22 protein-coding genes are annotated in these 26,313 nt (G+C 55.5%); 2 read left to right on the forward strand and 20 right to left on the reverse strand.

Annotated elements, in window-relative coordinates:
* Window positions 1-16: 16 nt before the first annotated feature.
* The 3 genes from phnH to KUE00_RS01370 all read right to left on the reverse strand — a co-directional run bounded on the left by phnH (window position 17) and on the right by KUE00_RS01370 (window position 3,454).
* The gene (gene phnH, locus KUE00_RS01360; protein WP_246758064.1) at window positions 17-574 is read right to left on the reverse strand and encodes a phosphonate C-P lyase system protein PhnH; all 558 of its coding nucleotides are present in this window, start codon (window positions 572-574) and stop codon (window positions 17-19) included.
* Window positions 575-702: 128 nt separating this feature from the next.
* Window positions 703-1,152 (reverse strand): lysozyme, encoded by a 450-nt coding sequence (locus tag KUE00_RS01365; protein WP_246757697.1) that lies wholly within the window; start codon window positions 1,150-1,152, stop codon window positions 703-705.
* 397 nt (window positions 1,153-1,549) lie between these two features.
* On the reverse strand, window positions 1,550-3,454 hold the full coding sequence (locus KUE00_RS01370; protein WP_246757698.1) for a hypothetical protein: 1,905 nt from the start codon (window positions 3,452-3,454) through the stop codon (window positions 1,550-1,552).
* 332 nt (window positions 3,455-3,786) lie between these two features.
* Here KUE00_RS01370 and KUE00_RS01375 point away from each other — a divergent pair, with 332 nt between their 5' ends.
* Window positions 3,787-4,665 carry a LysR family transcriptional regulator gene (locus KUE00_RS01375; RefSeq protein WP_246757699.1) on the forward strand — a complete coding sequence of 293 codons (879 nt, stop codon included), beginning with the start codon at window positions 3,787-3,789 and terminating at the stop codon, window positions 4,663-4,665.
* 308 nt (window positions 4,666-4,973) lie between these two features.
* Here KUE00_RS01375 and KUE00_RS01380 read toward each other — a convergent pair whose 3' ends face one another.
* The 13 genes from KUE00_RS01380 to KUE00_RS01440 form a co-directional block, all read right to left on the reverse strand.
* Entirely contained in the window at window positions 4,974-5,477 is a 504-nt protein-coding gene (locus KUE00_RS01380) for an Lrp/AsnC family transcriptional regulator (RefSeq protein ID WP_246757700.1), read from the reverse strand.
* Window positions 5,478-5,597: 120 nt separating this feature from the next.
* On the reverse strand, window positions 5,598-6,914 hold the full coding sequence (gene gabT, locus KUE00_RS01385) for a 4-aminobutyrate--2-oxoglutarate transaminase (protein WP_246757701.1): 1,317 nt from the start codon (window positions 6,912-6,914) through the stop codon (window positions 5,598-5,600).
* A gap of 111 nt (window positions 6,915-7,025) precedes the next feature.
* Complete coding sequence (locus KUE00_RS01390) at window positions 7,026-8,153, reverse strand: M20 aminoacylase family protein (RefSeq protein ID WP_246757702.1); 1,128 nt, start codon at window positions 8,151-8,153, stop codon at window positions 7,026-7,028.
* Window positions 8,153-9,076, reverse strand: a complete 924-nt coding sequence (locus tag KUE00_RS01395) for a 2-hydroxyacid dehydrogenase (protein WP_246757703.1) — start codon at window positions 9,074-9,076, stop codon at window positions 8,153-8,155. The genes KUE00_RS01390 and KUE00_RS01395 overlap by 1 nt, the downstream gene beginning before the upstream one ends.
* Window positions 9,073-9,906 carry a GNAT family N-acetyltransferase gene (locus KUE00_RS01400; protein WP_246758065.1) on the reverse strand — a complete coding sequence of 278 codons (834 nt, stop codon included), beginning with the start codon at window positions 9,904-9,906 and terminating at the stop codon, window positions 9,073-9,075. Before KUE00_RS01400 ends, KUE00_RS01395 begins: the two co-directional genes overlap by 4 nt.
* Before the next feature lie 13 nt (window positions 9,907-9,919).
* Window positions 9,920-11,617 (reverse strand): ABC transporter ATP-binding protein, encoded by a 1,698-nt coding sequence (locus KUE00_RS01405; protein WP_246757704.1) that lies wholly within the window; start codon window positions 11,615-11,617, stop codon window positions 9,920-9,922.
* On the reverse strand, window positions 11,614-12,465 hold the full coding sequence (locus tag KUE00_RS01410; RefSeq protein ID WP_246757705.1) for an ABC transporter permease: 852 nt from the start codon (window positions 12,463-12,465) through the stop codon (window positions 11,614-11,616). The genes KUE00_RS01405 and KUE00_RS01410 overlap by 4 nt, the downstream gene beginning before the upstream one ends.
* The gene (locus KUE00_RS01415) at window positions 12,465-13,418 is read right to left on the reverse strand and encodes an ABC transporter permease (RefSeq protein ID WP_246757706.1); all 954 of its coding nucleotides are present in this window, start codon (window positions 13,416-13,418) and stop codon (window positions 12,465-12,467) included. Before KUE00_RS01415 ends, KUE00_RS01410 begins: the two co-directional genes overlap by 1 nt.
* Window positions 13,419-13,499: 81 nt before the next feature.
* Window positions 13,500-15,104 carry an ABC transporter substrate-binding protein gene (locus KUE00_RS01420; protein ID WP_246757707.1) on the reverse strand — a complete coding sequence of 535 codons (1,605 nt, stop codon included), beginning with the start codon at window positions 15,102-15,104 and terminating at the stop codon, window positions 13,500-13,502.
* 21 nt (window positions 15,105-15,125) lie between these two features.
* On the reverse strand, window positions 15,126-16,403 hold the full coding sequence (locus tag KUE00_RS01425; RefSeq protein WP_246757708.1) for an NAD(P)/FAD-dependent oxidoreductase: 1,278 nt from the start codon (window positions 16,401-16,403) through the stop codon (window positions 15,126-15,128).
* A 20-nt stretch (window positions 16,404-16,423) separates the two neighbouring features.
* The gene (locus KUE00_RS01430; protein ID WP_246757709.1) at window positions 16,424-17,092 is read right to left on the reverse strand and encodes a haloacid dehalogenase type II; all 669 of its coding nucleotides are present in this window, start codon (window positions 17,090-17,092) and stop codon (window positions 16,424-16,426) included.
* Between the two features lie 26 nt (window positions 17,093-17,118).
* On the reverse strand, window positions 17,119-18,588 hold the full coding sequence (locus tag KUE00_RS01435; protein ID WP_246757710.1) for an aldehyde dehydrogenase family protein: 1,470 nt from the start codon (window positions 18,586-18,588) through the stop codon (window positions 17,119-17,121).
* Between the two features lie 366 nt (window positions 18,589-18,954).
* Entirely contained in the window at window positions 18,955-20,415 is a 1,461-nt protein-coding gene (locus KUE00_RS01440) for an NAD-dependent succinate-semialdehyde dehydrogenase (protein ID WP_246757711.1), read from the reverse strand.
* A 263-nt stretch (window positions 20,416-20,678) separates the two neighbouring features.
* On the opposite strand from KUE00_RS01440, the gene KUE00_RS01445 reads away from it, so the two are divergent.
* Window positions 20,679-21,338: an O-methyltransferase gene (locus KUE00_RS01445; RefSeq protein ID WP_246757712.1), complete on the forward strand. Its 660-nt coding sequence runs from the start codon at window positions 20,679-20,681 to the stop codon at window positions 21,336-21,338.
* 148 nt (window positions 21,339-21,486) lie between these two features.
* On the opposite strand, the gene cbl is transcribed toward KUE00_RS01445, so the two are convergent.
* From cbl to KUE00_RS01465, 4 genes are all read right to left on the reverse strand, one after another.
* Window positions 21,487-22,446, reverse strand: a complete 960-nt coding sequence (gene cbl / locus KUE00_RS01450) for an HTH-type transcriptional regulator Cbl (RefSeq protein WP_246757713.1) — start codon at window positions 22,444-22,446, stop codon at window positions 21,487-21,489.
* A 139-nt stretch (window positions 22,447-22,585) separates the two neighbouring features.
* Entirely contained in the window at window positions 22,586-23,503 is a 918-nt protein-coding gene (gene nac, locus KUE00_RS01455; RefSeq protein ID WP_246757714.1) for a nitrogen assimilation transcriptional regulator NAC, read from the reverse strand.
* A 272-nt stretch (window positions 23,504-23,775) separates the two neighbouring features.
* A complete protein-coding gene (locus KUE00_RS01460) occupies window positions 23,776-24,789 on the reverse strand; it encodes an ABC transporter permease (RefSeq protein ID WP_425523558.1) in 1,014 nt (337 codons plus the stop codon).
* 26 nt (window positions 24,790-24,815) lie between these two features.
* Window positions 24,816-26,300 carry a sugar ABC transporter ATP-binding protein gene (locus tag KUE00_RS01465; protein ID WP_246757716.1) on the reverse strand — a complete coding sequence of 495 codons (1,485 nt, stop codon included), beginning with the start codon at window positions 26,298-26,300 and terminating at the stop codon, window positions 24,816-24,818.
* Window positions 26,301-26,313: the final 13 nt, after the last annotated feature.

Genomic DNA, 26,313 nt, shown 5'->3' on the forward strand with positions numbered 1-26,313 from the left:
CGCCTTTCTCAATCGTTCAGCACACTACCACGTTGGTGGTGTGCGGTAGCGCCATCATCCGATCGCCGCAGGTGAAAATCAGATCTATCGGCTGTAAAGAGCTGTGCGCGCGCTCGCGAAGATAGCGTAAAACAGCGCTCGGCAAGCGCGGCGCAATGGCTCGTGGTTCGCGCAGTTCCGGGCCGCTAAGGCGTAACGTTAATCCACCGCTAAGCGCAGGCACTTCAATAACGACAGTGGTGCGGCTGTCATCGGGGGCAAACTGTTCAATGGCCATGTCGAAAGCGCCATGCAGCAGTGCCACCGGGGTAGCCATGTCCGCCGTCATGTTAGCGCCATAGCGCTGCAAATCTGCCAGCATGGCTTCGTCACTGAGCGAGCTGTCCAGCCAGAAAGGCGTTTTTCTGTCCACCAGCGTCATCAGCACCGCCGTTGCCGCTGGCGAAGCGTTGCCCCACGCGGGCAGCTGTGGCAGAGCAACTTTGCTGCCGGGTTCGCTGATGGCTTTTAAAATCAGGCGAAAAGCGCGCTGTGAATCACCAAACGCGTGGCTAAAACTGGCAACCAGAGTCATCATATTTTCCTTAAGAAACAAAAACCGCACGGGTCGCGGCCAATAATTAATTTAGCTTGCCGAAAGAGTATGACAACATTGTGAAAAGCGCATGGCGAAACAGTGAATTTCTAACGCGAAGATGATTTTTAAGCTTTATCCGGTGTTAAAAACAGCTGGCGTTCACGCTGTCTGCGCGGCAGCAGCAGGTCAACCAGCCTGCCCGCCTTTTTCCATAACAGAAAAGCATCGGCAGCTTCCTTATAGGCTTTGTCATTGAGCTTCTTTTTAACAGTGGAATGGGCAAATGCCGAGACGCCAATATTAAAAATCAGGCTACACAATGCGTCATACTGATTTTGCGTCAGAGGAACGCTAACGTGCTGTGCAATAGCCTTTTCGACCGTAGCCAGATCGCTGCGCAGCAGCTCGCTGGACTGTCCTTCGCTGATAGCCATGCCCTGGCACACGGCGGCTCCCTCTACGCAACCAGTATGGCCTACCCCAATAGTCGGTATCCCTACTGAATCCAGGTAGCCCGTTAGTTTTTCACCCTCTTCATTTTTAATAAAGCGAATGCCGCTGTCGCTGATAATCATATCTTCCTCTTTTTAAAGTTAATTGTTATCCTGGCAGAAAGTAACCGCAGATATTTCCCATGTCGCTACAAAAATAATAAAAGCTAAACGCATTAAAATTCAGCAGACTACCAAATAGCGATTAACTCTGCCGTACTACCCTGCTTTTTATTTTAATTAACGCGATAACACTACTCAAACCCAATAATTAAATCACAGCATGCAATAAATACCATCTTGCTGATCCATATAATTTAAAATATCAAGCAGCGCTATTGATGCAGGAAAAATAACATTAGCTGCTTAAAGCTTTCCTACTAAAACATCTGGCAAAAAAAAAGCCATCGAGAATTTAGTCGATGGCTAAATTAAATGCTAATTAAACACTTTTTAAATAGAAAACAACAATTCGTAATGGTTAACCAGTAATTGGCTTCAGCTCAATCGCATAAGCCTGGCCGTTAACCATAACGCGCAGACACTCTTTAGTCGCGCCTACCGCACTGGTGCTCACTAAGCGGCCACGCATCAGCAGATCGTTGTTGCTGTTATAGCCATAGCCAACCCGCTCAGAGCCTTCCCAGTGCTGCAAAAACGCGGTATCCGGCAGTGCGTCCAGCGCGGTTGCCTCATCGCCGGTTATCTGCGTGTAAGATTTAACGAAGCGGAAATGCACGCCGCGCGTGAAGCGGTCAAAGCAGTTGGTCGTCAAAAGCGCAATACAGAAACCGGTATATTTGGCCAGCTTGACGTAAACTTCCGCCGTGTTGGTTGCCGTCTGCTTCAGCACAACGCGAGTAATGGGACAGGAGCCTTCAGCCGCCCATGAGGTAACCAGGTTGCCGTTAACGTTCTGGATAGAAATTTTTGCTTCACCTTCTGGCGTACGGGTTGAGTAGTCAGTCTGGGTTGAGGTTACGTTCAGCGTTTGCGAAGAGCCAATAATCTGCATTCGCAGCACGGTCGACCATTCCGGCACTTCAACTACGCCCACTTTGTACCAGGTTTCGCGGTCGGCACGGTTATCCATCCGTTCCGGTGCGGTAACATATTGATAGTTAAGCGAACCCTCAATTTTAACACCGTGATTTTCAAGGAAAAGCTGGCCATCTTCATAAGCAGAGAGCCAGCGCTCGCCAGAAGCAGTACGATCCAGACCGTGCGTGCCATGCACGTTCAGCTGCGTAGAAACAATACGTGAATGGTAGCATTTCAACGGGCTGCCGTTATTTTCAAGACTTAAGCCGGTGATAGTCCACTGGCCGTTAGAGATATCGCCAGGGAATTCGGTATGTTCAATCCAGCCGTTGTGAATAAAGCACTGCGTGGCGCGCGGCAGATCGAGCATCGGCGCTTTACTGCCGTACTGCACGTTAAAGTTGCTTAGCTCAATAGCGGTAAGGTGATCCCACGCGCCTTCCGTGCGGCCTGACCAGCGGCCGTAAATCACGGTTTCACTACATTGACCGGCATACCACTGGTCGATTTTACAATCCAGCGTGTCGATCAGATCCAGTGCCCGTCCACCCAGGTTCATAAAATGCATCGCGGTGACGCGTAAAAACTGGCCGCCATCAATGATGTTCTTAAAGAAGCCTTTGGTTTTAGTGTTGTCCTGACCGTTGACGATAAGGCCGCTGATATAGGTCCAGCGAGCCTTCACGGTAAACATCACCTCGCCGTTTTTCTGGTCGGAAAAGAGACGGGTAACCGGGAAATAACCGAAGTTAACGTGTGCGCCGCTAAGACGGAAACGGCTGACCTCGGTAGCGGAAATATCAAATTTAGAGAGAAAGAAGTTACCGGACGGGAAACGAATACCGACATTTTCATGCGGGCGGGTATTGGTGGCTTTATCCAGAATGCGGGTCCAGTTCCACATGCGGGTAACCGCGGTCAGACAGTCGGTTTTTCCATCCGGGATGGCACCAAAGTCAACCACCGTCACGCCAGATTTATCGGTAATATAGCGTTTCCAGCGGGCGCCGCCGGCCGTCACAATAGTCAGGCCAAAATCTTCTGCCGTGGTTTTATCATTCATATCGCAAATAAAGAAGCCGCCGCCATGGCCTGTGCCTGCGCTATAAGAGAGAACGACCACTACTTCGCCGTGCACATTGGGTTCCAGCGCGCGTAATTCATCAATTGACTGAACGGTGGCAAAGCTTCCCCCACTTGTTTCACCCGCGGCGGAATATATTATTTTATCGAAATCAATACTTTTACCGTTTTTATCAACAACGTTTAGATTTTTGGTTACTTCATTTAACTTAAGCTGATGACTTGTTAAATCTTCCTGGCCATTGTCATTAGAACCGCTCATTTAAATCCTCTTAATTAATTTTATATTATGTGATGTTTTCATTTTTTGAATAGGTGCAAACTTGATTTTACAAATATGCAATATTTTTACTGGAAAATGCCGCGTTAACGCTATTTTTCACTGGCTATTTTCGGTTGGGCAGAATAATAACTGTGGGTAGAGCTGACAATTTTAAAAATTAAGGCTTACACGCAAAAAATAGCATCTCAATGATAAGACAAATAAAAAGCCCTTTTTTTCGTCAATCCCCCTTATCCAGACCTTTCGTAAGTATGCTATATTTTTCATAAATTTACGTTAAGTTAACAGTTGTTAAACGCTCTGGAGGTTTTATGTTTCTGTCGTCAAACTTAAAATGCTTTATTGTTTTAGCGAAAGAAAAGTCTTTAAAAAAGGCTTCTGAGATACTCTTTGTCACCTCTTCGCCAATTTCCCGTCGCATAAAAATATTAGAAGATGAATTAGGGTTTAAACTTTTTTCCCGTACCGACCATGATTTCACCCTGACCAAAAAAGGTCTTGAGCTTTATGAAAAGGTCATGCCTTACTACAATAAAATGTCCGAACTGGAAGATTATTTTTCACAAAGAAGAATCAATCTCAATATTCGCCGGGGATTAATGATAGGCGTAGAAAATTTAAATCCCTTTTTGTTTAACCTGCTGGTAAAAACCAGAAAAAAAACCGAAAGCGTCTCCTATTGCTCATGTCATACCAGCAACTCTGTTGAATCACTGTTGTCCGGCGAAATTCACGGTATTATTTCTCATCGAGAAATCAGTGATAACGGTATTTTGTCGATGAGTTTTTTCAGCGAGGCCGCCTGCTATCTCTATTCAAAAAAAATTTCGGATTATAATTTATGCGAAATGAAAAACGTGCCGGTTATCATTCCAAACAATGGCTTTTATGAGCACTACGTCAAAAATGCGCACGCAAAAATACTTACCGTCTGCCCTACCGCGCAGGTTATTATTGTGGACGATATAGCGGACTATTTATCCCTGATAGACAATGGCGAAGCTGTTGGACTTATCAGCGAATCCATGGTCGATTTTTATAAAAATAAGTTCGATTTTTTCAATAGCTTAAGTTATAAAGTTGACTCTCTGTTCCCGGAACTTAAGACCTATATCTATTATTTAAAAGAGCGTGAAGTCTCTTTAAAATATGCGCTGGAAACGGTTGACGAAGTTAAAGCCATTGCGTAAAGCCAGGGGACAGGATGTCCGGTTTTATCCTCGCTCGCTGATGTTTACTTCTTTAGCAAGACGCTTTGCGTCATCTGAAAAATCCAGGCCACGCGCGCAGGCGCAAGGGAAACATCCCGCCATCGCTTCAGGATTTTTAATCATTCCATCCACTCTGAAGCCCCGTATACAGACCAGAGAAGACGTAATTAGCACCAGCTATAATAGATGTGGGGGGCAGTACAATTAAGGGAAAGTGCAATAAAAGCAGGGTAACCTTAAGCGGGAAGTATCTCCGACAACCCTTTACAGGCTGCCAGAGCATAAGTTCAAAGCTCGACTGTCTGGCGGGAAATAAGCGAACGCAGCGGGACGCTACTTTTAATAACGGGGGATTTTATCACTATATAACTGAAGTATTTATCGATACCCACCTTAGCATCCAGTACGCCTTCAATCACTTCCTGATAATGCTCAATACTGCGGGTGATAAAACGCAGCAGATAATCATACCCGCCGGTGATCAGGTGACACTCCATCAGTTCATCTACTTCACGAATAGCATTTTCAAAACGCATAAAGTCTTCACGACGGTGGCCTGACAGCGTGACCTCAGTAAAGACGGTCACTGAATCGGTTATTTTAGGTAAATTAACATGTGCTTCATAACCGGTGATAAAACCCGCGGTTTCCAGACGTTTTACGCGTTGCAGGCAAGGGCTGGGAGAAAGCCCAACGGCATCGGCAAGGTTCACATTGCTGATACGACCATCCTTTTGTAGCTGTACCAGAATGTTGATGTCGATGCGGTCCAGTTTCATTAAGCCGTTCATAACACCCCTCATTGCTACCAGTTTGTCAGTAAGATGGGTATAGCATGCTTCCTGCTGGCTACGCCAGCGCCCTGCTATACCGTTATCTTACTATGCCAGTAACCGCAACAAGAAGGCCGCCTAGCCAAGCCTGCCGGTCGCGCGCGCCAGCGCGATATCCACAATATGCAGCGCTTCTTCCAGCTGGGAGTCGGTGGTCACCAGAGGTGGCAGAAAACGAATGGTATTACGCTGTACGCCGCATTTAATCAGCAGCACGCCTTCCTGACAGGCCGTATCAAGGATTTTTTGCGTCAGCGCGGCATCCGGCTTGCCCGTATCGATATCGATAATTTCTACCGCGCGCATAAAGCCAATGCCGCGCACGTCGCCGATACAGGCATATTTTTCCGCCAGCTGCACCAGCCGTGCGTGAAGCTGTTCGCCAAGCTGGTTAGCCCGTGCCAGAAGATTTTCCTGTTCAAAGATTTCCAGTACTGCCAGTGCAGCCGCGCAGGCCAGTGCGTTGCCGCCGTAGGTGCCGCCGAGCCCGCCAGGCAGCGGCGCATCCATAATATGCGCTTTGCCGGTCACGCCGGAAATCGGCAGGCCGCCGCCCAGGCTTTTGGCAACGGTAACCAGATCGGGCTGTACGCCGCTGTGCTGGAAGCCAAACATTTTGCCGGTGCGGCCAAAGCCGGTCTGCACTTCATCACAAATCAGCAGGATGCCGTGACGCTCGGTAATGTCGCGCAGCGCCTGCATAAATGTTGGCGTTGCGGGCAGAAAGCCGCCGTCACCTTGCACCGGCTCAATAATTATCGCCGCGACGCGTTCCGGCATAATTTGCACGGCAAACAGCGTGTCCAGCGCCTTCAGGCAGTCCTGTTCGCTGATTTGATGATACGCATTCGGAAACGGCACGCGATAAATGTCGCCGGGGAAAGGCCCAAAATTCTGCTTATAGGGCTGACTCATTCCTGTTAGCGTACAGCCCAGCAGCGTGCGTCCATGAAACGCGCCGTCAAAGGCGATGATGCCCGGACGGTTGGTATGGGCGCGGGCAATTTTTACCGCATTTTCTACCGCTTCTGCGCCGCTGGTAAAAAAGACGCTTTTATATTTTTCGCCCTCGCCGATCAGCTGGTTAAGCCGGGTAGCCAGTTCGATATAGCCAGGATAAGCGGCCACCTGAAAACAGGCGTGCGTAATCTGCTGTAGCTGTCTGGTGACCGCAGCCACCACGGCCGGATGATTATGGCCAACGTTCAGCACGCCAATCCCCGCCACGAAATCCAGATAGCGGTTGCCTTCCACATCCCAGACCTCCGCGCCCTTTCCTTTGGTAATCACCAGCGGATGCGCCGTCACCACGCCGCGCGGCACCTGCTCTTCGCGCGCGTCCAACAATAAGACGTTATCGGTAATGGCAGATTCTTCAATAAGCAAATTGTGCATCTCTTTTCCTCATGGCCTGAAAGCTAAAGTATCGCAACCGGCCGCCTGCCGCGGCTGCCGTATTGGCGACGGCGGCGGCATTCGCTGTTGAAAAGCGGGTGAAATGACGAATTAAATTTTTAGCGGCAGGGCTGCCCTGACAACTTCGCACAGCCAGCCCACGCCGTAAGGAATAACCGCATCGTTAAAGTCGTAGGCGGAGTGGTGAAGCGGGTAGCTTTCTGCCGACCCCAGCCACAGATAGGCGCCTGGCAAAGCCGCCAGCATAAAAGAGAAGTCTTCTGAGGTAAGCGCCGGATGAGCCGCCACTGAGGCACTGAGCCCGGCCTGTTGCGCCGCATGCAGCGCCAGCTCTGCTTCGGGAGCGCTGTTAACGGTAGCAGGATAGTAGCGCCGGTAGTGGATGTCCGCCGTCAGGCCATGGGCGGCGGTAATATGCGTGGTTATCTCACGCAGACGCTTTTCCATGATGTCCTGTACCGTCGGACTAAAGGTACGGACGGTGCCGGTGATACTGGCTTCTGCCGGGATCATATTGTGGGAAAAGCCGCCCTGAATACGCGTCACCGTCAGCAGCGCGGATTCACAGGGATCGATGGCGCGGGCAACGATGGTATTCAGCTGCACCACCAGCTCGCTGGTCGCCAGCAGGGTATCCGCCGCAAGATGGGGCTGCGCGGCATGTCCTCCGCCGCCTTTCACGGTGATATCAAAGCGGTCGGCGGCGGCCATAATCGCGCCGGGCCGGGTTTGCGCGCTACCCAGCGGCAGCTCCGGCCAGTTATGTAACGCATATACTGCCTCACAGGGAAAACGCCGGAACAGGCCATCGTCAATCATCGCCTGCGCGCCGGCCAGCCCTTCTTCCGCAGGCTGAAAGATAAAAATGACCGTACCGTCAAAGTCTTTTGCCTGAGCCAGCGCCCGTGCCGCGCCCAGCAGCATGACGGTATGACCATCGTGGCCGCAGGCATGGCAACAGCCCTGATGCTGGCTCTTCCACGGCTGCAGGCCTGCATCCTCCATGGGCAGCGCGTCCATATCGGCACGCAGGCCAACAGTTTTTTCGCCCGTACCGCGCCGCAGCACGCCGACTACGCCTGTTTTGCCAATGCCGCGATGAACCTCGATATCCAGCGCGGTCAGAAAGTCCGCCACGATGCCTGCCGTTCGGTGTTCGGCAAAACCCAGTTCAGGATGCGCGTGCAGATCGCGCCGCAGCGCGATTAAATCGTCCATCAGTATCCTCGCTCTCGCTCAATTAGCCCGTGCATCGGCTCGCCGCGTTCGAAACGGCGGATGTTTTCCAGCAGCGCCGTTAATGCGCTTTCCGGCTGCGCCTGGCTGGCAATATGCGGCGTTAGCCAGATGGCCGGGTGGTGCCAGAAAGGATGGTCGCCAGGCAGCGGCTCTGGTGAAGTTACGTCAACCACCGCCGCAGCAAGCTGTCCACTCTCCAGCGCATCCAGCAAATGTTGATGATTAAGCTGTTTGCCCCGGCCAACCTGCACCAGCGAAGCACCCGGCGGCAGCTGGCTGAACAGGTCGGCATTCAGGATGCCCTCGGTCGCCGTGGTTAACGGCAGCAGGCAGATCAGAATATCGCTGCGCGCCAGAAAAGCGTTGAGCTGCTCCGTGCCGACAAAGCTGGTAACGCCTGCAATCTGTTTTGGCGTACGGCTCCAGCCCGCGCAGTCAAAGCCCAGCGCCAGCAGCGGTTGCAGTACCGCTTCGCCCAGCGTGCCGACGCCCATCACGCCAATACGCCGCCGCGCGGCTGGCAGTGATGAATGTTCCAGCCACTGTTTTTCGCGCTGCTGGCGGAAATAGCGCGGCATCTCGCGGTGCAAACCCAGCACGGCAAAGGTGACGTATTCCACCATCCCCTGGGTGAGGCCTGGCTCAATCATGCGCACTACCGGCAAATCCGGCGGCAACGCGGCATAATCGAACTGCTCGGCACCCGCGCCAACCGAAAACAGCACTTTCAGCGAGGTATAAGGCCGGAGATCTTCCGGCGGCTGCCACGCAACCAGATACTCAACCTCTGCCGGGTCGCCATCGTCAGGCCACTGGCGAAAGTGTGCCTCCGGTGCCCTCTCCGCCAGTAATTCTGCCCAGATGCGCCCTCGTTCGGGTTCTGACTTATAGAGAATATTCATGCCAGCGCCTGGCTCATTAAGCCAAACGCCAGCACGCCCTGCGGCTGCCAGGGTTGCCCTTTATACATGATGGCGGAGGCATCAACCTCCGCTAAGCCCAGCGAGGTCAGCCAGGCCGCCAGGCCGTAGGCGCTATCGGTATCAATACGCACAAACTCCCCCTCCAGCCCCTGTAATAATTCGCTGACCAGAACTTTTGCCTGAGCGACATCGCGACAAACGATCGGCCCGATAACATAGCCGTGGCCGGAGCGGCGTAAACCGGCAAAACCACTTATGCTGCCCTGCTCTTCCAGCACGAGCAGACGTCGGGCGTTGGCATACAGGTTATCAAGCAGTAAAGGCCGCCGCATGCCGTGCGCTTTGCTTTCCAGTTCGCTAAGCCGTGCCAGATCTTCCTGCTGCGCTGGCCGCAGCCTTTGCGAGGCGGCGGGCGCAATATGTTCAACCGCCGCCAGCGCTCGGCATTGATGCTGCACCAGCAGCCCGCTGGTGGCAAAACCCAGTTTTTCATACAGTCCTTTGCCTTTAACCGTTGCGTGCAGGCGAAGCTGATGCCCTTCCAGCTTTGCCAGCGCGGCCTGCATTAACGCTTTGCCAAAGCCTTTCCCCTGTGCTTTATCAGCCACTATTACCAGGCCGATGGTCGCGTAGTCGCCCCAGCGCCAGTAAAGCGTGGTGCCCAGCAGCTCGCCGTTTTCAACCAGCGCCAGCCCTTCGCCCAGCGCCAGCGCCTGCTGCCAGTCTTCACGGCGATGCGGCCAGCCAAGCGCCTGCGTCAGCGCCACGGCCTCATCAAGATAGTGCTCGCTCATGGTGGTAATCGTCATATTTTCCTCTCTTTCAGCCACCCGCTCTCGTCTGCGAAGCTGGTGCAGTAAGGCCATCGGCAATCTCGTTATGTTCATCAAGCCAGCCCTGGCGTAGTTCCGGCACCGCACGCTTTAGTCGTTCGTAATAGAGTTCGCTTGAAGGTTTATCGTAGTCGGCGCGCGCTACCTGCGTCACCATCCTGCCATTTTTCACCACCAGTATCTGGTCGCAAACCGAGCGAACGGCATGCAGGTCGTGACTGATAAAAATAACCGACAGGCCAAGCTCGCGGCGTAGTTCGGTGATCAAATCCAGCACCGCCGCCGCCACGACGGTATCCAGCGCCGAGGTAACTTCATCACACAGGATCAAATCAGGTTCCGCGGCCAGCGCTCTTGCCAGATTGATACGCTGCTTTTGTCCGCCGGAAAGCGACCACGGACGGCGATGCAGTACGGAACGCGGCAGCCTGACGAGCTCCAGCAGCTGCGCCATTCGTTGGTCCAGCGCCGCGCCGCGCAGGCCGTGAAACAGCTTCAGCGGCCTGGCCAGAATGGTGGCCACGCTGTGCGCCGGATTCAGCGCCGTATCGGCCATCTGGAATACGTACTGAATGCGCCGCAGCTCGTCTTCAGAACGCTGACGCATTTCGCTCGCAATATAGTGGCCGTTAAACAAAATATGCCCGGCGGAGGGCGCATTCATTCCGGCGATAGCGTGCGCCAGCGTGGTTTTGCCAGAGCCGGATTCGCCGATAATGCCCAGCGCCTGACCGCGGTAGAGCCGCAGATTGATATCGTGCAGAACGGGGATCTTCGGCTGCCCTTGTGCATTAGTCGGGCCGTAACCGGCAAAGAGGTCGCGCACTTCCAGCATTGGTTGCAGCGCGGCCTCTTCCGGCCGCCACGGGCTGGGGCGCATCTTTTGCTGTGCCGCTGCCAGCAGCTGATGGCTGTATTCCGTCTGCGGCGCGCGCAGCAGATCCGCCGTGCTGCCGTATTCGGCAATCGCCCCTTTCAGCAGCACCAGAATGCGGTCGGCCATCTGCGCCACCACGGCCAGATCGTGACTGACGTAAATCGCGGTCATGCCGCGCTGGCGCACCACTCGTCGAAAGGTTTTCAGCACTTCGACCTGGGTTGTAACGTCCAGCGCGGTGGTCGGCTCATCTAAAATCACCACTTCCGGATCGCCAATCAGCGCCATCGCGGTCATCAGGCGCTGTAGCTGGCCGCCGGAAACCTGGTGCGGGTAGCGCAGACCGATCGTTTCCGGTTCCGGCAGCGCCAGCTCGCGAAACAGCTCGACCGCCTTTTTTTCGGCTTCGGTGCGGCTCATAATTTTGTGGATTACAACCGGCTCTACTACCTGATCGAGGATTTTCATCGCCGGATTAAAAGAGGCGGCGGCGCTCTGCGCGATATAGGCGACTTTGTTACCGCGAAACTGGCGCAGCTGCGCGGGCGTTTGCGATGTTACGTCGATACCGGCAACGTGAACGGTGCCCTGCGCAATCCGACAGCCGTGCCGCGCATAGCCCATCAGCGCCAGCGCAATAGTGGTTTTGCCGGAGCCGGACTCGCCAATCAGCGCCAGCACCTCGCCTTTCTGCACGGTGAAACGAATGTCGTCCACCAGCGGAATTTCCCGACCATCTTCGCCATGCGCAATCACGCGAAGATTGTCTACCGCCACCGTGGGGCGGGCAGTGTGTGGGGTGACCGTCATACCACCTCCTTCGCCGGGCTGAGCGGACGCATGGCCGGCAGGCTGTCGATAAACAGGTTAGCGCCGATAGTCAGGCTGGCGATGGCCAGCGCGGGCATCAGCACCGCCGGAGAGCCGTCGAACAATCCCTGCAAATTTTCCCGCACCAGCGTGCCCCAGTCGGCGTAAGGCGGCTGTACGCCAAGCCCCAGAAAACTCAGGCCGCTGAGCAGCAGCACGATATAAACAAAGCGCAGGCCGAAATCGGTCAGCATCGGATGCAGCATGTTGGGCAAAATGTCGTGTACCGCAATATAAAAGCGGCTTTCGCCACGCAGCCTGGAGGCGCGAACGTAGTCCATCGTTCGCAGGCTGGAAGCCATTGCCCATGCGATGCGGAACGCGCCGGGCCAATAGGTGAAGACGGCGGTAATGACCAGCATCGGTAGCGAAGAGCCGAACACCGCCACGATCATCAGCGCCAGGATTTTGCCGGGCAAGACCAGCATCGCGTCGTTAATGCGGCCCAGAACTTCCTCCAGCCAGCGCCCGGCGACCGCCGCTAACAGCGCCAGCAGCGTACCGGTCAGGCTGGCAAGCAGCGCCGCGCCAAGCGCCAGGCCAATCGAATAGCGCGCGCCGTAAAGAATGCGGCTGAACATGTCGCGGCCCAGATAATCTGTGCCAAACCAGAAAGCCTTGCTGAAGCCGCCAAACATTGGGCCAGCGCCGATATCCTCCAGCCTGTACGGTGCCAGCGCAGAGCCAAAAATCGCCAGCGCTATCCACAGCAGCGTAATCAGCAGGCCGGTTTTTCCCGCCGTGGTCAGCGAAAGAAAGAAACGGCCGGGGAGCGTGAGTGCGTTCATCAGCTTCTCCATTTGGGATTGAAGGCGAGAGTGAGGATATCGGCCAGCAGCAACAGCAGCAGATAACACCCGGCAAACAGCATCACGCAGAGCTGGACCACCGGCAGATCGCGGTTGCTGACCGCATCGACCAGCTGGCTGGCCAGTCCCGGATAGCTGAAAATGCTTTCGATAATGATCACGCCGCCAAACAGATACGACAGGCTAAGCGAGATGGCGTTGGCAATGGGCCCGACGGCGTTAGGTAACGCGTGGCGCAGCATGGCGCGCAGCGGCGAAACGCCTTTCAGCAGCGTCATCTCCAGATAAGGGCTGTCCATCTGGTTGATCAAAGCAGAGCGGGTCATCCGCGCCATCTGTGCCACCAGCACGCAGCACAGCGTTAATACCGGCAGCGCATAGGTTTGCAGATAGCTGGCAAAGTTGAGCGCGGGCGTGCCGAGCGACATAGCGGGCACCCAGTGCAGCTTCACCGCAAAGACAATCACCGCAATCGTCGCCACCAGAAACTCCGGCACCGCCACCACCGCCATCGTGCCCAGCATCAGGCCGCGATCGAACAGCGAACCGCGCTTCATTGCGGCGGCCAGGCCAATCAGCAGCGCCAGCGGCACCGAAACCAGCGTGGTTATGGCCGCCAGCTCGAAGGTAGCGGGCATGCGCTGGGCTACCAGCTGCGCCACCGGCAGATGGCTGGCGAAGGACGTACCGAAATCGCCGTGCAGAAGGCCGCCGAGCCAGTGCAGATAGCGCAGCAGCAGCGGCTGATCCAGCCCCATCTGTTGACGCAGCGCCGCCACGGTTTCCGGCGTGGCGCTCTGTCCCAGCACCATTTGCGCCGCATCGCCCGGCAGCAGGCTGGTGACAAAAAAGACCACCGCCGAGACGATCAGCAGCGTCAGCAGGCCCGAGCCGCAGCGTCGGGCAATCAGAAAAAGCAGGTAGCGGTTCATAGCCGTTCTCCGGTTGGATGGGGCAACGGGCCAGATAAAATCGCCAGGCAGCGCGATAAACGCCCGGCGGCCGCGCAACATTCAGGCCGCCAGCCAGGCGAACTCGTGAAAGCGATAGCCCATCATCAGACCCGAAGGCCAGGCTTCCAGCCCCCTGACTTTGTTGCTGTGGCCGTCCAGCGAGCTGATAAACGTCGGGATCAGCGTGCCGCTGTGGTCATAGATCATCTGCTGCATATCGCCATACATCTGCTTGCGCTTCGCCTGGTCACGTTCGCCGCGCGCGGCCACGACCAGCTGGTCGAACTGCGCATTTTTCCATCCCGACTCATTATTCGGCGCGTCGGAAAGGTAAAACTGCGACAGCAGCAGATCTACCGTCGCGCGCGGATTGATCGAGCCGTAGCCGACCGGATCTTTCATCCAGTGCGTTGACCAGTAGCCGTCGTAAGGCACGCGCCTGACCTTGAAATTCATACCGGCGGCGTGACCAAACTGTTGGATAAGCTGACCGCCCTCCACCGAGCCTTCAATGTTTTGCGTGGTGATAATCTCGGCCGTGGCTCCGGCCATACCGGCTTTTTTGAAGTGGAATGCCGCCTTTTCAACGTCCAGCGGGCGCTGCGGGATCTCTTTGTTAAACAGCGGATGCCACGGCGGCACCGGCGTATCGTTGCCGACCTGCCCGAAGCCCTGCATCACGGTTTTCACCATCATTTCGCGCGGCTGCAAATACTTCATACCCAGCACAAAATCTTCGTTGCTGCCCGGCCTGATGTCCGTACGCACAATCAGGTTGGTATACATGCCGGACTTGCTCTCCAGCACGCCAAACTGGCCGGACTGGCGCAGGCGCTTCACGTCATTAGCCGAGATGGTGGCCACCAGATTGACATCGCCGGACATCAGCGCGTTAACGCGAGCGGCCTGATCGGTGACGCCCATCAGCTCTACCTCGTCCAGGTGCGGCAGGCCTGGCTTCCAGTAGTGCGGGTTTTTGGTGCCGACCGTGCTGACGCCCGGGGTGAATTTTTGCAGTACAAACGGGCCGGTGCCGATCGCCTTGCTGAAGTCGGTGGTGTTTTTTTGCAGGATTAAAAACTGGCTGGTGGCCAGCACCACCGGGATATCGAAGTTAGGCTGCGTCAGCACCAGCGTCACTTCCGTCGGGCTGACGGCGGTAAGGCTGCTGAACTGTTTCGCCTGGGTGATAGCGGTTGAGGCGACGGCCGGATCTTTATGGCGGCTTAACGACCAGATGACGTCGTCCGCCGTCAGGCTTTTACCGTCGTGAAAAGTGACGCCGGGACGCAGCTTAATCTGCCAGGTGATGCCGTCGCTGCTCTCTACCGATTCTGCCAGCGCGGGCTGTGCCGCCAGGTTTTTATCCAGCTCGGTCAGCCCGCTGTAAAACATAAACTGGCGGCAGTAGTCGCCGCTGTTGCTGCCCTTCGCCGGATCGAGCGTATCGGTGGCGGAAGCGTTGGCGACGGCGGCACGCAGCTTGCCGCCTTTGACTGGCGCTTCGGCAGCAAAGCCGAGTTCAGGAAAGCCGATCAGGCCGGTGCTCATCACCGCGCCTGCCGACAGCAGCTTCATCATGCCGCGCCGGGATATCGCCACGTCCGTGATGGCCTGGGTTAACGCTGGGTTTACGCTGGTGAACGCTTTACGAAATTTACTCATCTGCACGCCCTCAGGTCATGTTCAGGAGATCCGATCCAGTGTTTTGTAATAGAGTCCCGCCACGGGTAAAAACCACGGCTTGCCGAAATAGCCCGGCACGGCTGGCCAGCTTTCGCGCTGCCACGGATTCTCCACGCGCTTTTCGGCTATCAGGTCAGCCATCACGCGGCCCATCCACACCGACATCTGCGTGCCGTGACCGCTGTAGCCCAGCGAATAGAAGACGCCTTCATGTTCACCGGCGTGCGGCAGGCGATCGGCCGTCATATCGACCAGCCCGCCCCAGCAGTAGTCGATGCGGGTCTCTTTCAGCGTCGGGAAAATTTTGTGCATGGCAGCCTGTAAAACCTTGCCGCTGCGCGCGTCTGAAGTCGGACTGCTGATGGCGAAGCGGGCGCGACCGCCAAAGACCAGCCGGTTATCCGCCGTGGTGCGAAAGTAGTTACCGATATTCATCGAGGTCACGCAGGTACGGTTTTCCGGTAGCAGCTCGCGCAGCTGCTGCTGCGGTAAGGGTTCCGTAACCACGATAAAGCTGCCGACCGGAATGATGCGCCGCTGAAACCATTCAAACGGGCCGATATTGGAGCAGCCCGTCGCCATCAACACTTTTTCCGCGAGGATCTCGCCTTTTTCCGTGCCAACCCGATGCTGATAGTCCTTCACCCGGGTCAGGCTGGTGACCGGCGTATGTTCATAAATCTCCGCGCCGCTGCGTGCCGCCGCCTCGGCCAGGCCGATACCAAATTTGCCCATGTGCATCTGGCCGCCGCGTTGCTGGATCAGACCGCCGTGAAATACGTCCGAATTTATTTCGCGCCGAATCTCATCCGCGCCTATCAGCTCGACGTCACGGTCTACGGTGCGCCTTAACGCGTCATAGGTTGCCTTCAATCCGGCAAAATGCGACGGCTTGCTGGCAAGCTTGAGCTTGCCGCAGCGCAAAAAATCGCAGTCGATCTGCTCGTCCGCCACCACGCTTTGCACATAGTCCACGGCGCTGGCAAAGGCGCGATAGTAGCGGTTAGCCTGTTCTTCGCCCAGGCTTGCCACCAGCGAGGCAAAATTTTGCGATACGCCGGTATTACAATGCCCACCGTTGCGCGCCGACGCCTGGCTCATTACGCCTGCCGCTTCCAGCACCACCACGTTCAGCCCGCTGCGCGCCAGGTTCAGCGCCGCTGAAATGCCGGTAAAGCCGCCGCCGATGACCACAACATCCGCCGTTTTGGGCAATTCCTTGCCTGCCGCCCCGGTAAAAACCGGCGCGGTTGCCTGCCAGAAGGATTCCAGTTTCATCGCACTGCTCCCGTAGCGGATTAGAGACCCACAATGGCCGGAAGGCCGTCAATACCGCTGATTTCGCTGTAGCCGTAGAAAGGGTTGCCCGGCCCGTGGCCGCGGTTAACGTAGACCTTGTGGGTAATGCCCAGATCGAAGGCGGTCATCAGGTCGTAGCGCAGGCTGCTGGAGACGTGCAGGATCTCTTCCGGGCCACAGTTGAGCTTGCTGAGCATATATTCAAAGCCTTTCATCTGCGGCTTATAGGCACCGACCTCTTCCGCCGTAATCGTCATGTGAATTGGCGCGCCCAGGCGCGGCACATGATTTTTGATCAGTTCATTGGTTGAATTTGTCAGCAGCACCAGCGGAAACTCCTGCGCCACTTTTGCCAGGCCTGCCGGGACGTCAGGATGCGGCCCCCAGGTGGCGCAGGCGGCCATGACGTCGGCGCAATCTTTGTCTGTGCACTCCACGCCCCATTTATTACAGGTGCGGTAAAGCGCATTCGCCACCACTTCGGGATAGAGCTTAAACGCCCCCAACACTTCATCCATGCGATAGCTGGAAAAGTCGTCGGTAAAAGCCTGCATTTTTTCCGGAGGGATGCGCGAGGCAAACAGTTTTGCCGCCGCGCCAGCCATATCGAAGTTGATCAAGGTACCGTAACAGTCGAAGGTGATAAATTTCGGTTTAAACACGCTCATGATAGATCCTCTTGATAGCGGGTGAGTCAGAAGTCGATCAGGACACTCTTGTAGCGCTGACAGGCTTCGAAAGCCTGCCGTCCCAGATCTTTACCGATGCCGGAGCCGTGAAAGCCGCCGGTAGGAATAATAAAGTCGCCCGAGCGGCCATAGCGGTTAACCCAGACCGTGCCCGAGGCAATCCCCCGAATAGCGCGCAGCGCCCGGTCGAGATTTTTGGTGTGGACGCCCGCGCACAGGCCATAAGTCGGATGGGAAGCCAAAGACAGTCCCTCCTCTTCCGTGTCGAAAACCTGCACGGTCAGCACCGGGCCAAAGATCTCTTCCTGCACGGCGGGACTGTCGGCCGCTACGTTAGCCAGCAGCGTGGGCTGCCAGAAGTAGCCATCGCCCGTGCCTGCAAAGCGCTGGCCGCCAACGAGAATTTCGCCGCCCAGCGCCACGGCGGCATGGATAACCTGTTCAACTTTGCTGGCCTGACGGCGGTCGATAAGCGGCGAGTAGCGGCTGTTTTCATCCCAGGTTACGCCGGGACGAAAGCCCAGGCAGAGCGTCATCAGCTGAGCGATCAGCGCATCCGCAATGCCGCGCTGAACAATCAGGCGGGTTCCGGCCACGCAGGCCTGGCCGCCGTTAGCGGTAAAACCGCGCAGAATGCGTCCCGCCACTTCTGCCACATCGCCCGCGTCGTCAAAAACCAGCTGGGGACTTTTGCCGCCCAGCTCCAGCGTGACCGGCTTCATGCCGTGATGCGCCGCATCGCTCATAATGCGCGCGCCGGTCAGCGTCGAGCCGGTAAAGGAAACTTTGCGCACCAGCGGATGCGCGACCAGCGCGCTACCGGTTACTGCGCCGCTGCCCTGAACGATATTCAGTACGCCAGCGGGCAACCCGGCTTCCACCGCCAGCTCGGCAAAACGAATGGTGGAATAAGGCGTAAGCTCGGAAGGCTTTAACACCACCGCATTGCCCGCCGCCAGCGCAGGGCCGCACTTCCAGGAGGCCATCGACAGCGGGAAATTCCACGGGGTAATCGCGCCGATCACGCCGTAGGGTTCCGGGATCAGCATGCCTAAACTGGCGTCACGCGTTGGTAACACATCGCCGCTATATTTATCTGCACACTCCGCGTAAAAGCGGATGGCTTCGGCAGTAAAAGGGATCTCGTGATGGAGAACGTCATAAATCGGGCGTGTAGATCCCAGAGCCTCCAGCAGCGGAAGCCGGGTGTCGGCCTGGATCAGATCGGCCCAGCGCCGCAGTACGGCACCGCGCTGGCGAGGCGGACAGCTTGCCCAGCCGCTCTCCCTGGCGGCGCGCTCAGCCACCTTTACCGCTTCGTCTACCACTGCCGCGTCAGCTTCCGGCAGTTCACCTGCGATTCGTCCATCCGAAGGACGATGAACCGTAAACAGACTGCCGGAGGGCGCAGAGTGCTCGCCGTTAATATAGTGCCCTTTCGGTAAAGCAATTTTATCGGGATCGAAGCTCAGCATGGGCGACTCCATCTGTGACGCGGTATTAAGTCAGTTAATTATGGGAAGATGTCCCGGATTAATTTAACTTATGCAGAAAGTATGCCAGCCGCCGGAAAAATAAAAATGCGTATAAGCTTTGCGAAAAAAATTTTATGCCGTAATTGCGGGTAAAAATCGCACGCGGCCGCTGTTTTTAACTGACTGATTTTCTATCAATTATTAACGCACCAGCGCAGAGCGAACGGACAGCTTTTTGCACCATTACGGCTCGTTACTCTTCTGTTCAAAACCGCGTTTAAATAATTTCTTCCATAAAAGTTTTCTGAGGACATAAAAAAAGCCCGGCTGCAAAGCGCGGGCGTTTTAATAAAAAGCGAGGGCTATTTAATTCAGGCTGCCAAAATGAAAAGCTTTTATTGCCAGATATTCCTCAATGCCGTGGCGGGAGCCTTCGCGGCCAATTCCCGACATTTTAATGCCGCCGAACGGCGCAACCTCCAGCGAAATGGCGCCGGTGTTGTGGCCGACCATGCCAAATTCCAGCGCCTCGCCCACGCGCCAGGCGCGACGGAGATTCTCAGTAAAGAAATAAGCGCCCAGTCCGTAAGGCGTATCGTTTGCCATCGACAGCGCCTCTTCTTCCGTATCGAAAATAAACAGCGGCGCGACCGGCCCGAAGGTTTCTTCATGCGCAATACGCATAGCGGTGGTCACATTTGCCAGCACCGTTGGCGCCACAAAGGTCCCCTCACCGCGAGTGATACCGCCGGTAAGGATCGTTGCGCCCTGGCTGACCGCGTCATCAATATGCGCATTAACCTTATTGACCGCCGCCGCGTTAATTAGCGGCCCCAGCGTACTGTCTGGCGCAAAACCGTCGCCAGGCTTCAGCTTTACCACTTCTTCCAGCAGGCGCTGGCTAAAGCGTTCGCTGATCCCACGCTGCACCAGAATGCGGTTAGCGCAAACGCAGGTCTGACCGGCATTGCGGAACTTGCTGACCATAACCCCCGCCACCGCAATCTCAAGATCGGCATCGTCAAAAACGATCAGCGGCGCGTTACCGCCCAGCTCCAGGCTAAGCCGTTTAATGCTGTCGGCGCTTTGCTGCATCAGCAGCTGACCGACACGCGTAGAGCCGGTAAAAGAAATTTTGCGCACGGTGCGGCTGCCGGTCAGCGTTTTGCCAATCTCCTGTGGCAAACCGGTTAACACCTGCAGGACGCCTGGCGGAAAACCAGCCTGCTCCGCCAGCGCCATCAGTGCCAGCGCCGAGAGCGGCGTCAGTTCAGAGGGCTTAACGATAATCGGGCAGCCTGCCGCCAGCGCGGGCGCAACTTTACGGGTAATCATCGCAATGGGAAAATTCCACGGCGTAATCGCAGCCGCCACGCCAACCGGCTGCTTGATTGCCAGGATCCGGCGGTCGTCATTCGGTGCCGGAATGGTTTCGCCGTAGACGCGGCGGGCTTCTTCCGCGAACCACTTCACAAAGCTGGCGCCGTACAGCACTTCACCTTTCGCTTCCGCCAGCGGCTTGCCCTGCTCGGCCGTCATAATGGCGGCCAGATCGTCAGCGTTAGCCAGAATCAGCTGATGCCACTTCTCCAGCAGCTGCGCCCGCTGTGCGTTGGGCGTTTTCCCCCAGCTTTTGCGTACCGATTCGGCAAACGCTATAGCGCGCTCCGTCTCTGCCGCGCCCAGCGCGGGGATGGTTGCCAGCACTTCGCCGCTGGACGGATTGGTAACCGGCAGCGTTTCGCCATTGTCTGCCGACTGCCAGCGACCAGCAAAACAGGCCAGCTGCTTTAACAGCTGCGGCTCCTTCAAGCGTTGCATCATCATCTTTGCCCCTCTGGTTAATTATTTTTACTTTAAAGGAAGCGCCGCAGCGGATGCTGCGTTACAGCCCTGGCCGGATGCGGCGGCAGAAAGATTTGACGAACGAAACGGCATTTTATGCTGCGGGGATGATTTACCGTCTGTCGTGTCGCAGCAGAACGGGCGTGGCTATGGTTATAGTTGGGACCGGGACCGCGCGTAACAGGCAGGGCCTTTATTGACGAGCCTGCTATATTTTAGGTCTACCTGCCATCGTGAGAAAAATTATGAGTGAGCTTAGCTGGAGCAAGACGGATGATTTTTTTATCGAAACGCTGGTGAAGCAGGATGAGGATTTGCTGGCGGCGCTGACCGTAAACAGTGAAGCAAACCTGCCCGCCATTGACGTTTCGCCCAATCAGGGCAAGCTGCTGCATATCTTTGCCCGAATGATGGGCGCAAAGCGCATCCTGGAGATCGGCACGCTTGGCGGCTACAGCACGCTCTGGCTGGCAAAGGCGCTGCCTGAGGATGGCAAAGTGATTACGCTGGAATTTGAGCCGCGCCATGCCGGGATTGCTGCACAAAACATTCGCCGCGCCGGGCTGGAAAGCCGCGTAACAATCCTGGTTGGCCCGGCGCTGGAAAGCCTGCCGAAGCTGGCCCACTCCGCGCCTTTCGATCTGATTTTTATCGATGCCGATAAGAAAAATAATCCGGCTTATCTGCAATGGGCGCTGAAATATTCCCGTAAAGGCTCGGTCATTATTGGCGACAACGTGGTGCGCAGCGGCCGCGTAGCCGATGCCGGTAATCAGGATGAACATGTGGCGGGCATACGCGAGTTTCTGCAACAGCAGGGAGAAGATGACAGGCTGACCGCAACGGCGATACAGACCGTCGGCGCAAAAGGCTGGGACGGTTTTTCAATAGCAATTGTGGATTAAAAAAGGGCCGGGACGGCCCTTTTGCACTGTGGGTGCGTGCTAAACAACGCGCGGCGGCGTGATAACCTGCGGCTCAACCGGCGTCGCTCTCTGCTCCGCTTTTAAAGCAAAATAAGCGATAAAATCTTCGAGCCGTCTTCCAAAAAATTTAAATCTGAAAGTCCAGCACTGGCTCTACCGCGTCGTGCGTGGACAGCGCCTGTCGTTTGATCTCTTCCAGCGACAGATTAGCGTTACATAATTCCAGAAACTGCCAGACGTAGTTGCGCTGTAGCTGCCCGCGTTTTAAGCCCAGCCAGACGGTATTGGATTCAAACAGGTGTTTGGCTTCTAACCTCGTTAAAGAAGAGTGCGCATCCAGCTGGCAGGCCTGATCTGCCAGCACGCCAACGCCTAAGCCCAGCTCCACGTAGGTTTTTACCACATCGGAATCCTGCGCGCTTAAGACAATATCGGGCGTCAGACCTGCGGCATAAAAGGCGCGGTCAACGCGGGAACGACCGGTAATGCCCTGGCGATAGGTGATTAACGGATAGCGACTGAGCGCCGCCAGCGATACGGGCTGCTCGCGCTCCAGCTCGTGTCCTTTCGGCACCAGCAGCGCGTGATGCCAGCTGAACCAGGGAAACGCGGCCAGGGAAGGATTGTTCACCACCTGTTCGCTGGCAATACCGATATCGGCTTCTCCCGCCACCAGCATCGACACGATCTCCTGCGGCGAGCCCTGATTTAATTCCAGCCGGACATTGGGATAGAGCGCGCGAAAAGCTTTGATGACTTTTGGCAGACTGTAGCGCGCCTGGGTGTGCGTGGTGGCAATGGTTAAAACGCCGCTGGATTCATTGGTAAAAACATCGGCGAGGCGACGGACTTTTCCGGCTTCATCCAGTATGCGTTCAGCAATGTTTAACAGCGCTTTGCCGGGTTCCGTCATGCCAAGCAGACGTTTGCCACGACGGATAAAAATCTCTACGCCCAGTTCATCTTCCAGATCGCGTATATGGCGGCTGACGCCAGACTGGGAGGTAAACAGCGCATTAGCGACTTCGGTAAGATTAAACTCGCAGCGCGCCGCTTCCCGGATGATTTTAAGCTGTTGAAAATTCACGTGCGCTCCTCCCTCTGTTATTTGTTCATTTCAGACATGTTAATAAGGCTGATTGATAGCAACAAATAATAAAAAGAGGTTTTATATGCTTTTTAGCGATATAGAAACGAGGCGCGCCTGCACGCGCCCGTGGCAGGAGTTAGCCGACCAGCATCAGCTCGCGGCCTTCAACGGCGGGTTTGTTCAGCAGAGACAGCAGAATATTTTTAACTGCCTGAGCAGAAGGCGAAAGCGGCAAACGCGCGGAGACGTTCAGCGACAGAGGCAGATTCAGCGTTGGGCTGTTAATGCGCGCCATCCAGGCATTGGTAGAGCTAACCAGCGCACGAGCGGCAGATTCCGGCAGTACGGTTACCCCCATGCCGCTGGCAACGGCCGCAGTCAGCGTGGCGATGGATTCGATTTCGCCGATAATGCGGGCGCTGAGGCGGCGGAGAGAGAAAGCCTCATCCACGCGTTTACGTACGGCGCTGTAGTCGCGCGGCAAAAACAGATTCATTTCGGCCACGTTAGCCAGGTCAATGTTTTGTCCCGGACAATCGCTGGTGCCAACCAGGTAAAGCTCTTCTTTCATCAGGGGAATACTGGTCACGCCAGCGCCCGGAGCACGATCGTAAAGGACGGCCATATCCAGCTGTCCATTCATCACTTTTTCATTTAATGAACTGCCGCTGTTTTCATGCAGATAGACCAGCACTTCCGGCAGCTGTTCGCGAACGGTTTGCAGTAACGGCATGGTTAGCGACGACGCGGCCGTGCCCGGTGCCAGCCCGATAGAAACCTGCCCGGTTAAGGTCTGACCAGCATTGATAACTGCCGTTTGCGCCTGTTCACACTGGCGCAGAATAGTACGAGCGTGGGCATAAAGAATCTTACCCGCTTCCGTTGGCGTTACGCCGCGTTTGGTACGGATAAGCAACTGCTGGTCCAGTTCATTTTCCAGCGTCGCTACCTGCTGGCTAAGCGCGGGCTGCGCAATGTGCAGGACCTCTGCTGCCTGGGTCAGGCTGCCGATATCGACGATTTTTACAAAATATTTCAGTCGTCTTAAGTTCATTTTGCCTCCGTCACGGATCCCAAATGCCAGAGTCGCTGGCGGTAAGAAACAGATATTCATTTTGCTGCTGTGAGAGAATTGCAAGCGACGTGCCAGAAATTTCTTGTTAAGGCGTCATCAACAGGGTTTATGGCTAACAGACGGTAAAATAAGAGAATCTGATTACCTCTAAAGGCGTAATCACAAAGGCTCATAGCCCAGGCCGGGAGTGTGGGCTGCACCGTGGAGGTGCAGCCCATGTTGTCAGGCTGTGCAGACAATAATGGCGGGGATCAGCGTTTATTACGGTTACGGTACATATCGACCGCAACGGCGCTGACGATAATAATGCCTTTGATAATGTCCTGCACGTAGGCGTCGACGCCGACGAAGGTAAAGCCGCTTTTGATGAGCCCAAGGATAACCGCGCCAATCAGCGTGCCAGTAATGCGTCCAACGCCGCCCATCAGGCTGCTGCCGCCGATGACCGCAGCCGCAATCGCATCCAGCTCGTAAGAGACGCCCATACTGGACTGACCGCTACTTACCCGAGCCGCCAGCACCACGCCAGCCAGACCAGAAAGGCCGCCGGCAATGGTATAAACGATTACCAGGTATTTATTGACCTTGATGCCGGAAACCTTAGCCGAGGTCATATTGCCGCCGATGGCGTAAACATATTTGCCGTAGCGGGTATGTTTGAGCGCAATATGAAAAATGACCGCAACGATCAGGAAAATAATGACCGGCATCGCACCCTGACCAATAGAGGTAAAGCTGTCGGAAAGAAAGCTGACCGGATTACCCTGCGTGTAGTACTGCGCCAGGCCGCGTGCGGAAACCATCATGCCTAACGTGGCAATAAAAGGTGGAATACCGGTACGGGTGATCAGAACGCCGTTGACCAGGCCGCAAAGCAGCCCCACGCCGATACCGGCGACAATCGGCACCACTGCTGGCATATTCACCAGCGACGGAAACATAGGTGACAGGCTGTCGGAAGTTTGCGCCAGGCTTGCCGCGACGACCGCCGTTAAGGCAATAATCGAACCGGACGACAGGTCGATACCGGTAGTGATAATGACCTGGGTAACGCCTACCGCGATGATGCCGATAATCGCCACCTGCAGCACAATCAGTACCAGTCGATTAGGATTCAGCAAAAAGGACTGATCGCGTACATACCAGCCCGCTATTTCAAAAATCAGCGCAATGGCGACCATGACAATAAAAATACCGGTATCTTTCGGCATTTTTCCCTTCAGGCTGCTAAAGCGGCTCACCTTCGAAAGCTGCTGGCTGTTCATTTTTACATCGCTCATGGTTTCAGTCCTTATTCAGACGCCAGTGACAAAATGGTTTCCTGATCCGCTTCTTCTTTGCTGAGGATGCCGGTGATACGGCCACCGTGCATGACCATCACGCGATCGCTCATGCCCAGAATTTCCGGCAGTTCGGAAGAGACCATAATGATGGCGACGCCGCGGTTCGCCAGTTCGCTGATTAAACGGTAAATTTCCGCTTTGGCACCCACATCAATGCCGCGCGTGGGTTCATCCAGAATCAGCACTTTTGGCTGCGCCAGCAGCCAGCGGGCAATCAAAACCTTCTGCTGATTGCCGCCGCTGAGGTTGTTGATAATCTGGTCCATCGTCGGGGTTTTAATATTCAGTCGCCGAATCTGCTCCATGCAGTCTTTCGCCATCTGGATATGGCTGACAAAACCGGCCTTGCTGCTGTATTCCGGCATGTTGACGATGCTCATGTTCTCCATTACCGACAGCACCAGAAACAGCCCGGACTTTTTACGATCCTCGGTAAGGAATGCCAGTCCCTTTTCAATCGCCGTTGAGGGGGAATCTATCTTTACCGGCACGCCATCTATTAAAATTTCGCCGCCGTCGGTGCTGGTCATGCCGAACAGGCTTTCCATCACTTCGCTGCGGCCCGCGCCAACCAGCCCCGCCACGCCGAGGATCTCACCACGGCGTACGCCAAAACTGATGTCGTGAAACACGCCATTACGCTGAAGATTGCGCACGGTCAGCACTTCCGTGCCGATATCGTTGTTGAATTTCGGGAAAAGCTGGGTCAGCTCGCGGCCCACCATCTGGGTGATCAGCGACTGGCGGGTATAGTCTGCCGTTGCGTTGCTGCCGACCCAGCTACCGTCGCGAAAAACGCTGACCTCATCGGTGATGGTAAAGATTTCATCCATTTTATGACTGATATAGATGATGGCTTTGCCTTGCTCCCGCAGGTCGCGAATAATGGCGAAAAGATGCGACACTTCGGTTTCGGTCAGGGCCGACGTGGGCTCGTCCATAATGACCACGTCGGCATTCCAGGAAACCGCCTTCGCGATTTCGACCATCTGTTGGGAGGCGATACTTAGGTCGCCCACCAGATCGTCAGGCGAAAGGCGGATCTTTAGCTTGCTCAGCAGATCGCGCGTTTGTTGATTGAGCTTGCGATGATCGACGAAGCCATACTTCATGGGCTCGCGCCCCAGCCAGATATTTTCCGCCACGGTCATGTGGGGGACGAGGTTAAGTTCCTGATGGATCATGGAGATGCCTGAATGCAGCGCATCCATCGTGTCCTGAAACGCGACCGGCTCGCCTTTTACGCGGATCAGCCCTTCGTCAGGCCGATAGATACCGATAAGGCATTTCATTAGCGTTGATTTGCCCGCGCCGTTTTCGCCCATTAGCGCGTGCACGCTTCCCGGCCTGACGCGTAATGAGACGTTGCTTAATGCCTTCACGCCCGGGAAAAATTTGCTGATACCTTCGGCTTCAAGTGCGTATGCAGTCATGTTGCATCTCCAG

The organism is Erwinia phyllosphaerae (assembly GCF_019132875.1).
Lineage (GTDB): Bacteria > Pseudomonadota > Gammaproteobacteria > Enterobacterales > Enterobacteriaceae > Erwinia > Erwinia phyllosphaerae.

What these genes read in the sequence shown, in the direction of transcription:
- KUE00_RS01430 (WP_246757709.1), bottom strand. Translation starts at nt 17,092, where the DNA reads ATGAGCGTGTTTAAACCGAAATTTATCACCTTCGACTGTTACGGTACC.
- KUE00_RS01400 (WP_246758065.1), bottom strand. Translation starts at nt 9,906, where the DNA reads ATGACGATTACCACCATGAGCGAGCACTATCTTGATGAGGCCGTGGCG.
- KUE00_RS01465 (WP_246757716.1), bottom strand. Translation starts at nt 26,300, where the DNA reads ATGACTGCATACGCACTTGAAGCCGAAGGTATCAGCAAATTTTTCCCG.
- nac (WP_246757714.1), bottom strand. Translation starts at nt 23,503, where the DNA reads ATGAACTTAAGACGACTGAAATATTTTGTAAAAATCGTCGATATCGGC.
- KUE00_RS01395 (WP_246757703.1), bottom strand. Translation starts at nt 9,076, where the DNA reads ATGAATATTCTCTATAAGTCAGAACCCGAACGAGGGCGCATCTGGGCA.
- KUE00_RS01460 (WP_425523558.1), bottom strand. Translation starts at nt 24,789, where the DNA reads ATGAACAGCCAGCAGCTTTCGAAGGTGAGCCGCTTTAGCAGCCTGAAG.
- KUE00_RS01390 (WP_246757702.1), bottom strand. Translation starts at nt 8,153, where the DNA reads ATGGACGATTTAATCGCGCTGCGGCGCGATCTGCACGCGCATCCTGAA.
- KUE00_RS01420 (WP_246757707.1), bottom strand. Translation starts at nt 15,104, where the DNA reads ATGAGTAAATTTCGTAAAGCGTTCACCAGCGTAAACCCAGCGTTAACC.
- KUE00_RS01380 (WP_246757700.1), bottom strand. Translation starts at nt 5,477, where the DNA reads ATGAACGGCTTAATGAAACTGGACCGCATCGACATCAACATTCTGGTA.
- KUE00_RS01440 (WP_246757711.1), bottom strand. Translation starts at nt 20,415, where the DNA reads ATGATGATGCAACGCTTGAAGGAGCCGCAGCTGTTAAAGCAGCTGGCC.
- KUE00_RS01370 (WP_246757698.1), bottom strand. Translation starts at nt 3,454, where the DNA reads ATGAGCGGTTCTAATGACAATGGCCAGGAAGATTTAACAAGTCATCAG.
- KUE00_RS01415 (WP_246757706.1), bottom strand. Translation starts at nt 13,418, where the DNA reads ATGAACCGCTACCTGCTTTTTCTGATTGCCCGACGCTGCGGCTCGGGC.
- KUE00_RS01435 (WP_246757710.1), bottom strand. Translation starts at nt 18,588, where the DNA reads ATGCTGAGCTTCGATCCCGATAAAATTGCTTTACCGAAAGGGCACTAT.
- KUE00_RS01445 (WP_246757712.1), top strand. Translation starts at nt 20,679, where the DNA reads ATGAGTGAGCTTAGCTGGAGCAAGACGGATGATTTTTTTATCGAAACG.
- KUE00_RS01375 (WP_246757699.1), top strand. Translation starts at nt 3,787, where the DNA reads ATGTTTCTGTCGTCAAACTTAAAATGCTTTATTGTTTTAGCGAAAGAA.
- phnH (WP_246758064.1), bottom strand. Translation starts at nt 574, where the DNA reads ATGACTCTGGTTGCCAGTTTTAGCCACGCGTTTGGTGATTCACAGCGC.
- KUE00_RS01410 (WP_246757705.1), bottom strand. Translation starts at nt 12,465, where the DNA reads ATGAACGCACTCACGCTCCCCGGCCGTTTCTTTCTTTCGCTGACCACG.
- KUE00_RS01405 (WP_246757704.1), bottom strand. Translation starts at nt 11,617, where the DNA reads ATGACGGTCACCCCACACACTGCCCGCCCCACGGTGGCGGTAGACAAT.
- KUE00_RS01365 (WP_246757697.1), bottom strand. Translation starts at nt 1,152, where the DNA reads ATGATTATCAGCGACAGCGGCATTCGCTTTATTAAAAATGAAGAGGGT.
- KUE00_RS01425 (WP_246757708.1), bottom strand. Translation starts at nt 16,403, where the DNA reads ATGAAACTGGAATCCTTCTGGCAGGCAACCGCGCCGGTTTTTACCGGG.
- gabT (WP_246757701.1), bottom strand. Translation starts at nt 6,914, where the DNA reads ATGCACAATTTGCTTATTGAAGAATCTGCCATTACCGATAACGTCTTA.